This is a genomic window from Enhydrobacter aerosaccus (genome assembly GCF_900167455.1).
GTDB lineage: Bacteria > Pseudomonadota > Alphaproteobacteria > Reyranellales > Reyranellaceae > Reyranella > Reyranella aerosaccus.
The window spans coordinates 1457599-1471492 of sequence record NZ_FUWJ01000001.1 but is presented as its reverse complement, the minus strand read 5'-3'; the positions used below and the strand labels follow the sequence as shown (position 1 = coordinate 1471492).

Sequence of the window (13894 nt, the reverse complement as noted above, 5' to 3'; positions counted from 1 at the left end):
ATGCGACTGAAGGGCAAGACATGTGTCGTGACCGCGGCAGGACAGGGGATCGGCGCCGCGACGGCCCGGGCCTTCGCCCGTGAAGGAGCGTCCGTGTGGGCGACCGATGTCGATGCGGAGAAGCTGCGCCCTCTCTCCGAGGTGAACGGTGTCCGGACACGCAAGCTGGACGTCATGGACAAGCAGGCGATCAATGCCTTGGCAAGGGAGTCGGGCGCAGTCGACGTTCTGTTCAACTGCGCCGGATTTGTGCATCACGGCACGGTGCTCGATGCAACCGACGACCAGTGGCAGTTCGCCTTCAATCTCAATGTGCGAAGCATGTTCTGGACCATTCAGGCTTTCCTGCCCGGCATGTTGGAGAAGGGCAGCGGGTCGATCGTGAACATGTCGTCTGCCGCCTCGTCGGTGAAGGGTGCGGCGCTGCGATTCATCTATGGCACGACCAAGGCCGCGGTGATCGGACTGACCAAGTCCGTGGCGGTCGACTATGTCGGCAAGGGTATCCGCTGCAATGCGATCTGCCCCGGAACAGTCCAGACGCCATCGCTGGATGAACGCATTGCCACTCTCGGCGGCGGCGCGGAAGCCAAGCAGTTCTTCATGCAGCGGCAACCAACCGGCCGGTTCGGATCGTCGGAGGAAATCGCGGCGCTGGCCGTGTATCTGGCCAGCGACGAGTCGGCCTTCACGACCGGAACGGTGAACGTGATCGACGGCGGATGGAGCGTGTAGAGATGGACATCGCCGCCATCGTGGCGCGGGCGCCGGTCGTTCCAGTTCTCACCGTCGAGACGGTGGCTCAGGCGGTGCCTCTGGCGCGGGCGCTGGTTCGCGGTGGATTACCGGTTCTGGAGATCACCCTGCGGACCGACACGGCGCTCGAGTCGCTGGCGGCGATCGCGCGCGAGGTGCCTGAAGCGGTCGTGGGCGCCGGCACGATCCTGAATCCGCATCAGCTCGGTCAAGCCCGCGAGGCAGGGGCTCGCTTTGGAGTCAGCCCCGGCTGCAGCAAGGAACTGGCTACGGCGGTGCGTGCGGCGGACTTTCCGTTCCTGCCGGGTGTCCAGACCGTATCCGAGGCGATGACGCTCTCGACGCAGGGGTTCCGGTTGTTGAAGTTCTTTCCCGCCGAGCAGGCGGGTGGCATCGGCTGGCTGAAAGCGGTCGGCGCGCCGTTGGCCGGCCTGCGCTTCTGTCCCACCGGTGGCGTCAGCGCGGAGACCGCGCCCGCCTATCTTGCCTTGCCGAATGTCGCGTGCGTCGGTGGGTCCTGGGTCGCCCCCGGAAAGGCGGTCGCGAGCGGCGATTGGTCGACGATCGAACGGCTGGCGTCAGCCGCCGCCGCCCTCAAGTAGCGCGCCGGCTCCCCCGATCGCGCTCGCGGCCTGGCCACTACGCAAACACATCCGCGACGTAGCGACCGTGTTCGCGTTCGACGACATCGGCCCATTGTTGAGCTTCTGAGTCGCTGGCGTTCGTGGCCTCGCAATAGATCTTGATGAGGGTGGCGCGGACAGCGGGAGCCATATTCCGTCCGTCGCCGCAGACGAACACCGTTGCGCCTTGCCGGAAAAGGTCTGCGATGCGCCGACGCTCTGCCCACACCCGGTGCTGCACGAACAAGACCTCGCCGTCCGGCCGGTCGGAGAACGCGGGCAGGGTCGTGACGATCCCATCGCGCTCCCATTGCGCTAGCTCATCGCGATAGAGGTAGTCGACGTCCGGGTGGTTGGTGCCGAAGAAGAGCAGCGCTGGCCCGACCTCCTGACCGCCGGCTTTCTGCGCCCCGCGATCCTGCAGGAACCCGCGGAACGGAGCGATGCCCGATCCGGCGCAGATCATGATCATCGGGACCTTGGGGTCGGCCGGCGGATGGAACCGGGCATTGGAGGGACGGACGGCAATAGGGACGCGGTCGCCTGGGCGCAGATGCGCCAGATACGACGAGGCCACGCCCTTGTACTGGCCGATGCCTGAAAGAGCGGGCGCCTCCACGACGGCGACCGTCAGCGTCGCATGGTCCGGCCGCCAGAGCGGCGAAGAGGAGATCGAATACTGCCGCGCACGCATCGGCGGCAGCATGTCGAGATACGGACCGAAGCTCAGTTCGCAGGCATGAAAGCGGTCGAGCAGGTCGATCACGCTGCAGCGGTTCTCGAGGACGCGCTTGTCGTAGTCGGCTGCCATCGCCTCCAGTTCGGCCCTTTCCGGCGGGCAGCGTGTGGACGCGGCGAGAAGCGCGACCTGGGCCCGCGTCGCCGGCTGGGACAGTTCGACATAGTTCGACAGCAGCTCGCCGCAGCTGACGGGGTGGCCGGTTGGCAGGCCGGTGCTGGCGGAAGTCCGGCTCAGGATGACGAGTGTATCGGAAACGAGGCCGAACCGGCGCAGCACGCGGTGAACCACCTCGTCGGGATTGCGCGCCAGCACGGTGAGATAGTCACCCGCCCGGTAGGTCATGCCGTCGGGCAGGGCGAGTTCGATATGCCGCTTCGACCGCGCTGTGGGGCCGGTCATGTCCACGAGTTCGCGGTTCTCGACGACGATGCCTTGCTGCAGATCGCCAAGGCGCAAGGCGCTCTCGCGGCCGGCCTTCACGAACTCGACCTGGATGCCGGTGGAACCCTCGGCCGTAGAGGCTTCCTTGCCGAATGCCTTGGCCATGCGGGGCCAGAACTCGGCCGACCATTCGTCGAAAGCGCCGAAGAAGTCGCCGCCGGAATCGGCTTCACCGCGTTCCGCGATCCGCGTCGCTCCCGCCTTCGCCAGCGCTGCATCGACACGCTTGGGGATCGCCTGATAGGTCCGGGCCCATTGCCGATTACCGCATCCGAACACCGCGAAGCGCGCCCGGTCGAGGGCGCCTTGAGGCAATCCTTCGACATAGGAGATGAATTGGCGGGCGTTGTCCGGAGGCTGGCCTTCATAGGACGCCGTCACCACGATGACGGCTGCATCGCGGGGAAGGTTGCCGGCGACGTCGTCCATGGCGGCAACGGTTGGTGCAAAGCCGAAGGACGGTGCCTCGCTAGCGATGCGATTGGCGAAGGCCTCTGCCGAGCCCGTGTTGCTGCCGAAGAGCACGAGCAGCCTGCTGGTATCGAGGTTGGCCGCGGGCCTGGCCGTGGAAGGAGGCGTCAGCGGTTTCGCGGGCCGGGTCAGGGCCACGCTTCGCGCGAACGACCCGGATGAACGACGTGCCCGTGCCCGGATGCGCAGATTCTCGGGCTTGATGGTGAGGGTCTCGTGCACCTTGAGCGTATAGGCCGGATCGTCCAACACGAACTCGAACCGCTGCAGCATCATCGAAAGGACGAGTTGGGCTTCCTGCATGGCGAAGGGCCGGCCGATACAGGCGCGCGCACCGTTGCCGAAAGGCTTCCACGCGTTCGGCGGCAATTTCTCCGCGTTCTCCAGAGCGAACCGTTCCGGCCGAAAGGCCTCCGCATCCTCACCCCACACCTTGGGGTCACGATGGAGCATGGGCTCCAGGATCATGACCGTGTCTCTCGTCGTCAGCGGATATTTGCCGGCGAGGATCGTGTCCTCGAGCGGCTTGACAGCGAATATGGCGGCCGTCGGCCAGATCCGCAGGCTCTCCATCAGGATTTGTTCGATGTAGCGCAACTGCGCCAGATGCTCGATGCGCGGCGTCTCGTTGCCCAGCACCTCGTCGACGATGGTGCGCGCTTTGTGAAGAACCTCCGGATTCTTGAGCAGGAGATAGGTGGCGAAGGAGAGCAGGCCGCTGGTCGTCTCGTGGCCGGCGATCAGGAACGTGATCATCTGATAGCCGATGTTCTCGTCGCTCAGCTTCTCTCCGGTGACGGGGTCGACGCCGTTCAGCATCAGGTTCAGGAGGTCGGTCTTCTCCAGTCCATTCGGATCCCGACGTCGCTCGGCGATCAGTTGCCGGGCGACAGACTGCATGAGTTCGACATTGGTCTGGAACTCGCGGGCCTTGGACAGCATCAGGCTGGTGACGAGTTTCGGCCGCCGGCTGCGCTGTCCCGCCTCGAGGAGGGCGCCGACCATGGCGCCCACGAACGGATGCATCTCGTCCTGGTAGAAACTGTTGAAGCGGTAATCGAACGCGCACAGGGCGATCGTGTCGAGCGTGAGCCGGGTCATGTTATCGGCGACATCGATCACGGCATTGGGGCCGAATCGTTCCCAACGCAGGAACATCTGCTCGGCGATATCGAGCATCTTGTCGAACATGCCGCGGATGCCGATGGGGCCGAACGCCGGCATCAGGATGCGGTGCGCCTTGGCCCAGTTCGGCTCGTCGCTATGCGCCGTAAAGAGGCCGTCTCCGGCGAAGCTGCGGATCTCGGTGAGCGACTTGTGTACGCGCTTGCCGAAGCGGCTTTCGTCGCACAGTTCGTTGACCAGCTCCTGGGAGCTTGCGAAGTAGACCTCGCGGTCCAGGATTCGGAGCTTGAAGAACGGGCCGTATGTCCGAGCCAGTCGCATGAAGCTCTGGACAGGGCAGGCGCCGTCGACCTCGGCCAGGTTGCCGATGATCGGTTTCACAGGAGGCTGGGGGATGGAGACGTTAGCCGCCATGGAGCAATACCTCGGATGTGCCGCCCGAGCTTGACCGCCGGGCTCTCGCTGTGTAATTTACAAATGTAAAATAATGATGACGACTGCGAATGTAAAGAGGTCGCGTTCCGGCGCGAGCACGAAGGACAAGTCCGCCGACCCACGCTTCCAGCGCAGCCTCGAAACGCTGATCGAGGCAGTGACCCAGCTTGTCGACCGTCGGCCGCTGCACGAGATTTCCATCACGCTGGTCGTCGAAAAGGCGGCGGTCACACGGCCGACCTTTTACCAGCATTTCGCGGACGTTCCGGCGGCGGCCCAGCAGGCGGCCCTTGCGAGGCTGGCAACGGCTTTTCCTTTGCCGGATCCGGCGGAGGATCGTGTCGGGCTTTCACCCCAGGAGATCGAGGAACGTGTCGAGCGCCACGCCAGACCGGTGCTCGACCATCTTCACGCCCATCGGACATTCTACCGCCATGTCCTGGAGGAAGCGGTCAGCGCGGCCTTCTTCGAGAAGCTCGTCGCATTCGTCTCGGCACGACTTCTTCCGGAGGTGCTCGAGCGAGCGGCGCAACGGCGTGGTGCATCGAAGACCGACATCACGACCGTTGTTGCCGGCGGCATGACGTGGCTCGTCATCCACTGGCTCCAGGCGGAAGGCGAGGCAGAGAGCGCGAAGGCAATGTCACGGCGGATCGCGCGAGTCGCCGCCACGATCATGGCATCGGGCGTCTAACCCGGGTAGGCATCCGAGAACCCGCCTCGATCAGGCACCCAGGACGGCCAGCACATCCTTCCGATGCGGGATTGGCGTGACGGCGCCGTATCCGGTGGTCGAGAGCGCGGCGGCGACATTGGCGTAGCGACCGGCGGCTTCGAGATCGTCTCCGGCCAGCAAGCGCGCGAGAAATGCCCCGTCGAACGTATCGCCGGCGCCCGTGGCATCGACCGGCGTGACCCGATGGCCGGGCAGGTGGATGCGCTGGTTCGCGGTCACGATGAGGCAACCCTCACTCGACATCTTCAGGGCGACAAGCGGCGCCCCGAGCTTCAGATAGAAGTCCGCGATCGCCTCGGCATCCCGCAGACCGGTGAGGAGCTGCGAATCGTCCAGGCTGGGAAGCAGCACGTTGCAGCGGGCGCAGGTGGCGTGGATCACCTCGCGCGCCTGATCGAGATCCCAGAGGCGCAGACGCAGGTTGGTGTCGTAGGAGACCTTCACGCCGGCAGCCTGCGCCATGTCCATCGCCGCAGCGATCGCCTCGCGCGCACTGATGCTGATTGCCTGGCCGATGGCCGAGACATGGAGGTATTTCGCGCCCGTGACATAGTCTTTGGGCATGTCGCCGGGCTGCATCAACGACGCCGCCGAGTTCTTGCGCAGATAGTCGAACTTGTGGCCCGCATCCGTGTGCGTGACGAAGCTCACACCGGTCGGCGCGGTCGGATGCCGGGTCACGTGCGAGGCGTCGACGCCCTCGGCTTTCCAGAGCTCAAGAAAGGCATCGCCCATCCAGTCCTGGCCAAGGCTGGTGAGATAGCCGGCGGAAGCGCCCTGCCGCGCTGCAGCAATCGCCACGTTCTGCGAATCGCCACCGAACCCCTGTAGCCACGTCCGGCCGTCGCCATCGCGCGGCCGGTTGAATTCGATCAGCGGTTCGCCAATGCAGACGATATCGGGAGAGACGGTCATCATTTCCCATTTCTCACGCCGCGACGCTTGGCTCAAGCGAAGCGCTGGACTTCCCCGGCGCCATCTCGCAGGCTGGCGCAAACGAATTGGAGGAATGCGATGGCCGCTGACAAGAAGGGCAATGGCAAACGTCGCCTGCGCAGCCGCGAATGGTTCGATGCGCCGGGCGATCCGACGATGGCTGCGCTCTATCTCGAGCGGTACATGAATTTCGGTCTGACGCTGGCCGAACTGCATAGCGGCCGTCCGATCATCGGCATCGCCCAGACCGGCAGCGATCTTTCTCCCTGCAACCGCCATCATATCCAACTGGCCGAGCGGGTGCGGGACGGTATCCGCGATGCCGGCGGGATACCGATCGAATTTCCGGTGCATCCCATCCAGGAAACCGGCAAGCGGCCGACCGCGGCGCTCGATCGCAATCTTGCCTATCTGGGCCTGGTCGAATGCCTCTACGGCTATTTCTTCGACGGCGTCGTTCTCACCACGGGATGCGACAAGACCACGCCGGCGATGATCATGGGCGCGGCGACGGTGAATATTCCTGCGATCGTGCTGTCAGGCGGTCCGATGCTGGATGGCCATTTTGCCGGCGGCCTCGCCGGCTCGGGCACGATCGTCTGGTATGCCCGCCAGGAACTGGCGGCCGGGCGCATCGATCTGCAGAAGTTCCTGGAGTGGGTGGCCTCGAGCGCGCCGAGCGTCGGGCATTGCAACACCATGGGGACGGCGCTGTCGATGAACAGCATGGCCGAAGCGCTCGGCATGTCTCTACCGGGCTGCGCCGCCATCCCCGGACCCTATCGCGAGCGCGGACAGATCGCTTACGAAACCGGCAAGCGCATCGTCGACATGGTGTGGGAAGACCTGAAGCCGTCGGACATCCTCACGCGCAAGGCATTCGAGAACGCCATCGTCGCCGCCAGCGCGCTCGGTGCTTCGACGAACTGCCCGCCGCACGTCAATGCCATCGCACGGCACATCGGCGTCAAGCTCGACAATCAGGACTGGGACCACATCGGCTACGACATCCCGCTGCTGGTGAACTGCATGCCGGCCGGGAAGTATCTCGGCGAGGCGTTTCACCGCGCCGGCGGCGTTCCGTCGGTGATGGCCGAGTTGCTGCGCCACAAGAAGATTCACGGTGATGCGCTTACGGTCACCGGCAAGACGATGGCGGAGAATGTGAAGAATGCCGCGCCGGCCGACGGCGACGTCATCAAGGCCTACGACAAGCCGATGCTCAATCAGGCAGGCTTTGCTGTCCTGTCAGGCAATTTGTTCGACTCGGCAATCATGAAGACCTCCGTGATCTCGCCGGAGTTCCGCAAGAAATATCTCGAGCGGCCTGGCGACAAGGACGCCTTCGAGGGCACCGCGATCGTCTTCGAGGGGCCGGAAGACTACCATCACCGAATCAACGATCCGAAGCTGCCGATCGACGAGAACAGCATCCTGTTCATCCGCAATACCGGGCCGGTTGGCTATCCGGGTGCGGCCGAAGTGGTGAACATGCTGCCGCCGGATCGGCTGGTGAAGGGCGGGGTGCTCCTGCTGCCGTGTGTCGGCGATGGCCGGCAGAGCGGGACATCAGCCAGCCCGTCGATCCTGAACGCGTCACCGGAAGCGGCCGTGGGCGGCGGTCTTGCCTTGCTCAAGACCGGCGACCGGGTCCGCGTCGACATCGGCAAGCGCACCGCGAACATCATGATCGGCGACGCCGAACTCGAGAAGCGGCGGGCTGCCTGGAAGCCGGATATCAAGGAAAGCCAGACGCCCTGGCAGGAACTCCAGCGCAAGTTCGTCGGTCAGCTGGCGACTGGCGCGTGCCTCGACTTCGCGGTCGACTTTCAGCGCGTCGCGGAGACGAAGGGAATCCCCCGGCACTCGCATTGAGTGCCGGTCGGCGAGGCGACAGCTAGCGGAACAGCCGCTGTTCGACCGTTATCGGCAGGTCGACACGGTTAATCAGCACGATGGCCCAAGGCGAGGTCGGCGGACCGGACGGCCGGGGCGGAACGACAGGCGTGGTCAAACTGCTTCCCGGCGCGAAGGCGCTCGCGCCGCCGGCGGCAAAAGCAGGACCGGTCGCTACCGGCCGCGGCGAGGGAGGCGGCGGCGCCGGCATGCGCTCTGCCATCATCACTTCGTCCGGTGCCCGCTCCTCGAACACGACCATGATGCGGTCGCGACGGCGACTGGCTGAAAGAATATTCACGGAATAGCCCGGACCGGAGCGCAATCCGAGGAATATGCCAACGGCACTCATCCGGCCTGGTTCGAACATGTCAGGGGCCGCCATTCCAACCCGGCTCCACAGGCTTCGCCATTCGGCCATGGTGGAGGCGAGCACCTGCTCGGGCTGGCGGGTCATGGCAGTGGTGCCCGACCACTGACGGACCGTCTGCGCCGACGCGGCCGTGGCGAAGGTCACGAGCATCGCGACCATCAACATGCCAAGACGGCTCGGCCGGCGCGTCACGGAGCGCCGAAAGATTTGCGGGAACGACTTGGCACTGGAATACACGAGTGGGGCTCGTCTCGAACCTTGGCGACCAACTGGATGCTCAATCCACCATCACAGTTTGGCTCAATTGAGGCGTGACCGAGCAGTCTAGTTGGGACGTTGGCCCGATTCCGCAGAACTGATGCCGAAAAGCCACAGTTCATATCGTTTGTTCCAAATTCGCCGCAATGAGCCAGGCTAACTCCGATTGGCCTTGTCAGCTGCATTGGTCGACTGAATCTGTTCGCGGATGCGGCGCCAGTCGTCTTCGCCATAGGCCATCATGTTCGAGAAGGTGCCGTTGCCCATGATGCCCATGCCACCATCGATGGCGATGATCTCGCCGTTGATATAGGCAACCTCGTCGCTCATCAGGAAGGCCGCCATGTTGGCGAGTTCATCGGGACGTCCGACGCGCCCCATGGGATTGCGAGCCTTGTACCGGGTGTCGTCCTCTTCCTTGAGAGGATTGAGCCGCGCCCAGGCGCCTTCCGTCGGGAAGGGGCCAGGAGCAATGGCATTCAGCCGGATGCCGTAGCGTCCCCATTCGACGGCTAGGCTCTGGGTCATGACGGCGACGCCCGCCTTGGACATGGCCGACGGCACGACGAACGGGCTGCCGGTACGGACCCATGTCGTCAGGATGCTGATGACGCTCGCGCTGCGCTTGTCGGCAATCCAGCGTTTGCCGCACGCGTTGGTCGTATAGAAGGTGCCGTGCAGCACGATGTTCGCAATTGCGTCAAAGGCGCGGGGGCTGAGGTCCTTGGTCTGGGCAATGAAGTTGCCGGCGGCATTGTTGACCAGCCCGTCCAGCGGCCCGATCGACCAGATCCGATCGACCATCTCCTCGACCGCGGCTGCCACCCGGATATCGACGACGTGGGTTTCGACGCGGCGCCCCGGATGCCGTGCCATGACCTCCTTGGCGGTCTGCTCGAGAACGGTCCCGCGCCGGCCACAGATCACGCAATCGGCGCCGAGCTCGACAAAGCGCTCCATCATGATCCGTCCCAGGCCGGTACCGCCTCCGGTCACCAGGAACCGCTTCCCTTGGAATAGGTCTGACCTGAACATCGTCCACTCCCCGTTTCATTCGCTCTGTCCTCTAACTTGGGTAGCGGGAAGTCCACAAGGATTGTTGCACGGTTCGCCCGGGCTGCTAGGATTTCGTCATAACAACACGGGATCGTTGAATGACGACCCATCAGGGAGAACTAGGCGGGGACGTCGGTACGGTTGAGCTGCGTGGTCGAGTAAAGTGGTTCAACGCCGTCAAGGGTTATGGTTTCCTGGCCCTCGAAGGCGACAATAGCGACGCGTTCCTGCATGTGACGACACTGCGTCAGTCTGGGCATGAAGACCTAAAGCCCGGGGCGACGGTAGTTTGCGCCGGCGTGCGTGGCCCGAAAGGCTGGCAGGTCATGAAGGTGCTCGACGTCGATTCGTCGACGGCGGCCCCCGTGACGCCGAAACCTCCTCCGGTGCCGGAGGGCGTGGCCATCGGCGATTACATCACCGCTCTGGTCAAGTGGTACAACAACGAGCGCGGCTACGGCTTCGTCACGCGCGAGGCCGAGGACGGGGATATCTTCGTCCACGCTGCGGTCCTGCGTCGCCATGGCATGGATTCGCTGGCACCCGGTCAGAAGGTGATGGTGCGGATCGCCGAGGGGCAGAAGGGATTGCAGGTGATCGAGATCAGGGCGTCTTGACCGAAGCGGGCATTGGCGCGCACTAAGGCGCCATGGCGTTTCAGTTCGGTTCGCACCGGCTCGGCCGGCGCTTCATTCTGGGTGTTCCTCTTGTCCTGGCAGCCTCTGCGGCCCGCGGCCAGGACAGCGAGATCAAATACGATCGTTCGTCGCTGGTGATCGTCACCGGCGCGCGTGACATAAAATTCGACGTCGAGCTGGCTCTCACGGAGGCCCAGCGCGAGCACGGCCTGATGTTCCGGAAACAGCTCGGACCCTACGAAGGGATGCTGTTCGACTTCTACACGGAGCAGGCGGTGAGCTTCTGGATGAAGAACACCCTGATCCCGCTCGACATGGTGTTCATCGCCGGCGATGGCACGATCAAGCACATCCACGCCAACGCCGTTCCATTGTCGACCGATGCCATTCCCAGCGAGTATCCCGTGCGTGCTGTCCTTGAGATCAATGGCGGCAGTGCCCGGCTGCTCGGCATCAAGCCGGGCGACAAGGTCAGGCACCCGATTTTCCACAATGTTAGCTGAGGCCGGTCAGTTCAGGAACCGCTCGGCCTCCGACGGTGTCGGCAGATAACAGGCATCGCGGCTGCCAAACCAGCGCAGCCGATTTCGGGCCACGATCGCATACAGCCGATCGAGGAGCCAGACGGGCAGAAGGCGGCCGACCGCCATCAATGACCACGGCAGGCCCAGCCGTTCGAACACGCGCAGCGAACTCTCGGAGTTCGTGTGGGCCAGCCCGTTCTCGATCAGCAGGTTGGTCTCGTAATCTCTCGTCGCCAACCCGTAATGCGCGTAGAGAGCCGTGCCGAGCGGACTTTGGGCCGCGGCGAAGCGGAATTGCCCTCGACGATCATGGCGCATGATGAACTGGACGAAGCCCGAGCAGAGGACGCATTTCCCATCGAAGACGAACAGGGGACGATCGTCCGGAAACGATGGGACGTTCGGGTCGTCCCTATAGCTGTAGGCCTTGCTGGCGAGATCTGCGGAAGTAGCCGGTCGCATGCGATGGTCAGCGTTTCAGTGCGCACGTCATCCCGTCACCGACGACGGTGAGTGCAAGGTCGATCCGATTGTCCGCTCGAAGTTTCGCATTGAGGGCGCGGATCGCTTGCGTATCGGCATCCTTGTCTGCGGGATCGGCGACGGAACCGCCCCAAAGCACATTGTCGATCAGGATAATGCCGCCCGGCCGCACCAGTTCGAGGCAGCGCTCGTAGTAGGCATCATAGTCGCTCTTGTTGGCATCGATGAAGGCGAGGTCGAGCCGCCCGGCAAGGCCTTGGGACAGGAGGCCGTCCAGAGTCCGCAGGGCCGGCGCGATCGTAAGGGCGATGCGATCCTCAACGCCGGCTTCGGCCCAGTATCGACGGGCGATCGCGGTCCAGTCTTCGCTCACGTCGCAACACCAAAGCTTGCCGTCGGCCGGCAGGGCCTCGGCGATGCAGATCGAGGAATAGCCCGTGAAGGTTCCGACCTCGACGGCCCGCCGTGCCCCGATGGCACGCGCCAGCAATCCGATCTGCTGGCCCTGATGGGCGGAAATTTGCATGCCAGCCCCTGGCATTCGCGCTGTCTCCTGGCGTAGGCGCTGCTTCAAGGGGCTTTCGCGCAGCCAATTCCGGTCGATGTAAGTGGCCAGCGCTCCATCGACATTTGTCCAGGTCTTCATTGCGTCTCCTGTTGGCTGGTCGAGCAGGTGTCGCTAGGGTCGTCCCCCGAACACGAGGAGCGGAATGTCGGATATCGAGATCGCACGCCAGGCAATCAAGAAGCCAATCGCACAAGTCGCGCAGCGGCTGGACATACCGGAAGATGCTCTCGAACCTTATGGTCGCGACAAGGCCAAGCTCGATGCCGACTTCATCAAGTCCCTCGGTGGCCGAAAGCCCGGCAAGCTCATCCTCGTCACCGCCATCAATCCGACCAAGGCCGGGGAGGGCAAGACCACCACGACCATCGGCCTGGGCGATGCGCTCAATCGGCTGGGAAAGAAAACGGCGATCGCCTTGCGCGAGCCCAGCCTCGGTCCGTGCTTCGGGCAAAAGGGCGGCGCGACCGGCGGTGGCAAGGCCCAGGTCGTGCCGATGGCCGACATCAACCTGCACTTCACCGGTGACTTCCACGCGATAACGACGGCGCACAATCTGCTCGCCGCCATGTTGGACAATCACATCTACTGGGGCAATGCGCTGGGCATCGACAGCCGGCGCGTCTTCTGGCCTCGCGTGCTGGACATGAACGATCGCGCCCTGCGCGACACGGTGGTGAGCCTAGGCGGCGTCGCCAATGGTTTTCCACGCCAGGGTCGCTTCGACATCACCACCGCTTCGGAAGTGATGGCGATCCTGTGCCTGGCACGCGATCTCGACGATCTCGAAAAGCGCCTGGCCCGCATCGTCGTGGCCGAGACCCGCGACGGCACGGCGGTTACCGCCGGCGATCTCAAGGCGGCGTCGGCCATGGCCGCGGTGCTCAAGGACGCGATCAAGCCGAACCTCGTCCAGACGCTGGAGAACAATCCGGTCCTGATCCATGGCGGGCCGTTCGCCAATATCGCCCATGGCTGCAACTCCGTGATCGCCACGCGCACGGCTCTGGCGCTGGCGGACTATGTCGTCACCGAGGCGGGATTCGGCGCCGATCTCGGCGCGGAGAAGTTTCTGGACATCAAGTGTCGTCAGGCCGGCTTGACGCCTGGACTCGCCGTCGTGGTCGCGACCGTTCGGGCACTGAAACTGCACGGCGGCGCGGACGACAAGACGCTCGACAAGGAAGACGTCGCCGCGCTGCTCCGCGGCCTGCCGAACCTCCTGCGCCATGTCGAGAATCTCGGCAAGTACGGGCTGCCGGTGCTCGTGGCCATCAACAGGTTCCAGACTGATAGCGAAGCCGAACTGAAGGCGATCGAGGACAAGTGCACAGCCGCCGGTGCGAAGGCCTACCTTTGCGAGCACTGGGCCAAGGGCGGGGCGGGAGCCGAAGCGCTCGCCAAGGCAGTGGTCGAGACGCTCGACAAGGGGCAGTCTCATTTCAAGCCGATCTATGCCGACGATCTGCCGCTCACGGCGAAGATCGAGACGATCGCCAAGGAAATCTATCGTGCCGGCAACGTTGCCTTCGCCGAACCCGCGAAGCGGCGGCTCAAGGCCCTGGAAGCGGCGGGGCATGGAAGCCTGCCCGTCTGCATCGCCAAGACGCAGTACAGCTTCGCGGCGGACCCATCGATGCGTGGCGCTCCCACGGGACATACCCTGCCGATCCGTGAGGTTCGGCTATCGGCCGGCGCCGGCTTCGTGGTGGCGATGGCCGGCGAGATCCTCAGCATGCCCGGCCTGCCACGGGTACCGGCGGCCGAGCGCATCGGGCTGACCGCCGACGGGGAAGTCGACGGAATATTTTAGGCATTGGCGCTGGCTGTCCCCGT

General features: G+C 64.3%; 13 protein-coding genes. 7 read left to right on the top strand and 6 right to left on the bottom strand.

The genetic code is table 11. The features are described from left to right. Complete coding sequence (locus B5D62_RS06950) at nucleotides 1-735, top strand: SDR family oxidoreductase (protein WP_085933034.1); 735 nt, start codon at nucleotides 1-3, stop codon at nucleotides 733-735. Between the two features lie 2 nt (nucleotides 736-737). After that, nucleotides 738-1358 carry a bifunctional 4-hydroxy-2-oxoglutarate aldolase/2-dehydro-3-deoxy-phosphogluconate aldolase gene (gene eda / locus B5D62_RS06945; RefSeq protein ID WP_231714730.1) on the top strand — a complete coding sequence of 207 codons (621 nt, stop codon included), beginning with the start codon at nucleotides 738-740 and terminating at the stop codon, nucleotides 1356-1358. A 37-nt stretch (nucleotides 1359-1395) separates the two neighbouring features. Here the strand turns inward: eda and B5D62_RS06940 are convergent, their stop codons facing one another. After that, the gene (locus tag B5D62_RS06940; protein WP_085933032.1) at nucleotides 1396-4572 is read right to left on the bottom strand and encodes a bifunctional cytochrome P450/NADPH--P450 reductase; all 3177 of its coding nucleotides are present in this window, start codon (nucleotides 4570-4572) and stop codon (nucleotides 1396-1398) included. A 76-nt stretch (nucleotides 4573-4648) separates the two neighbouring features. On the opposite strand from B5D62_RS06940, the gene B5D62_RS06935 reads away from it, so the two are divergent. Then, on the top strand, nucleotides 4649-5287 hold the full coding sequence (locus tag B5D62_RS06935) for a TetR/AcrR family transcriptional regulator (protein ID WP_139373744.1): 639 nt from the start codon (nucleotides 4649-4651) through the stop codon (nucleotides 5285-5287). 30 nt (nucleotides 5288-5317) lie between these two features. Here B5D62_RS06935 and B5D62_RS06930 read toward each other — a convergent pair whose 3' ends face one another. Continuing rightward, nucleotides 5318-6247 carry a sugar kinase gene (locus tag B5D62_RS06930; protein WP_336470151.1) on the bottom strand — a complete coding sequence of 310 codons (930 nt, stop codon included), beginning with the start codon at nucleotides 6245-6247 and terminating at the stop codon, nucleotides 5318-5320. 96 nt (nucleotides 6248-6343) lie between these two features. Here B5D62_RS06930 and B5D62_RS06925 point away from each other — a divergent pair, with 96 nt between their 5' ends. Continuing rightward, nucleotides 6344-8140 (top strand): IlvD/Edd family dehydratase, encoded by a 1797-nt coding sequence (locus B5D62_RS06925; protein WP_085933030.1) that lies wholly within the window; start codon nucleotides 6344-6346, stop codon nucleotides 8138-8140. 22 nt (nucleotides 8141-8162) lie between these two features. Here the strand turns inward: B5D62_RS06925 and B5D62_RS06920 are convergent, their stop codons facing one another. Both B5D62_RS06920 and B5D62_RS06915 read right to left on the bottom strand, forming a co-directional pair. Further along, nucleotides 8163-8699, bottom strand: a complete 537-nt coding sequence (locus B5D62_RS06920) for a protease complex subunit PrcB family protein (RefSeq protein WP_139373743.1) — start codon at nucleotides 8697-8699, stop codon at nucleotides 8163-8165. A 249-nt stretch (nucleotides 8700-8948) separates the two neighbouring features. Continuing rightward, entirely contained in the window at nucleotides 8949-9827 is an 879-nt protein-coding gene (locus tag B5D62_RS06915; protein ID WP_085933028.1) for an SDR family oxidoreductase, read from the bottom strand. 119 nt (nucleotides 9828-9946) lie between these two features. Here B5D62_RS06915 and B5D62_RS06910 point away from each other — a divergent pair, with 119 nt between their 5' ends. Together B5D62_RS06910 and B5D62_RS06905 are read left to right on the top strand one after the other, a co-directional pair. Beyond that, complete coding sequence (locus B5D62_RS06910) at nucleotides 9947-10465, top strand: cold-shock protein (protein WP_085933027.1); 519 nt, start codon at nucleotides 9947-9949, stop codon at nucleotides 10463-10465. A gap of 32 nt (nucleotides 10466-10497) precedes the next feature. Next, nucleotides 10498-10989 carry a DUF192 domain-containing protein gene (locus tag B5D62_RS06905; RefSeq protein ID WP_085933026.1) on the top strand — a complete coding sequence of 164 codons (492 nt, stop codon included), beginning with the start codon at nucleotides 10498-10500 and terminating at the stop codon, nucleotides 10987-10989. A gap of 6 nt (nucleotides 10990-10995) precedes the next feature. Here B5D62_RS06905 and B5D62_RS06900 read toward each other — a convergent pair whose 3' ends face one another. Then, nucleotides 10996-11472 carry a thiol-disulfide oxidoreductase DCC family protein gene (locus B5D62_RS06900; RefSeq protein ID WP_085933025.1) on the bottom strand — a complete coding sequence of 159 codons (477 nt, stop codon included), beginning with the start codon at nucleotides 11470-11472 and terminating at the stop codon, nucleotides 10996-10998. A gap of 7 nt (nucleotides 11473-11479) precedes the next feature. Further along, a complete protein-coding gene (locus tag B5D62_RS06895; protein ID WP_085933024.1) occupies nucleotides 11480-12139 on the bottom strand; it encodes an O-methyltransferase in 660 nt (219 codons plus the stop codon). 64 nt (nucleotides 12140-12203) lie between these two features. Here B5D62_RS06895 and B5D62_RS06890 point away from each other — a divergent pair, with 64 nt between their 5' ends. Next, a complete protein-coding gene (locus B5D62_RS06890) occupies nucleotides 12204-13871 on the top strand; it encodes a formate--tetrahydrofolate ligase (protein ID WP_085933023.1) in 1668 nt (555 codons plus the stop codon). Nucleotides 13872-13894: the final 23 nt, after the last annotated feature.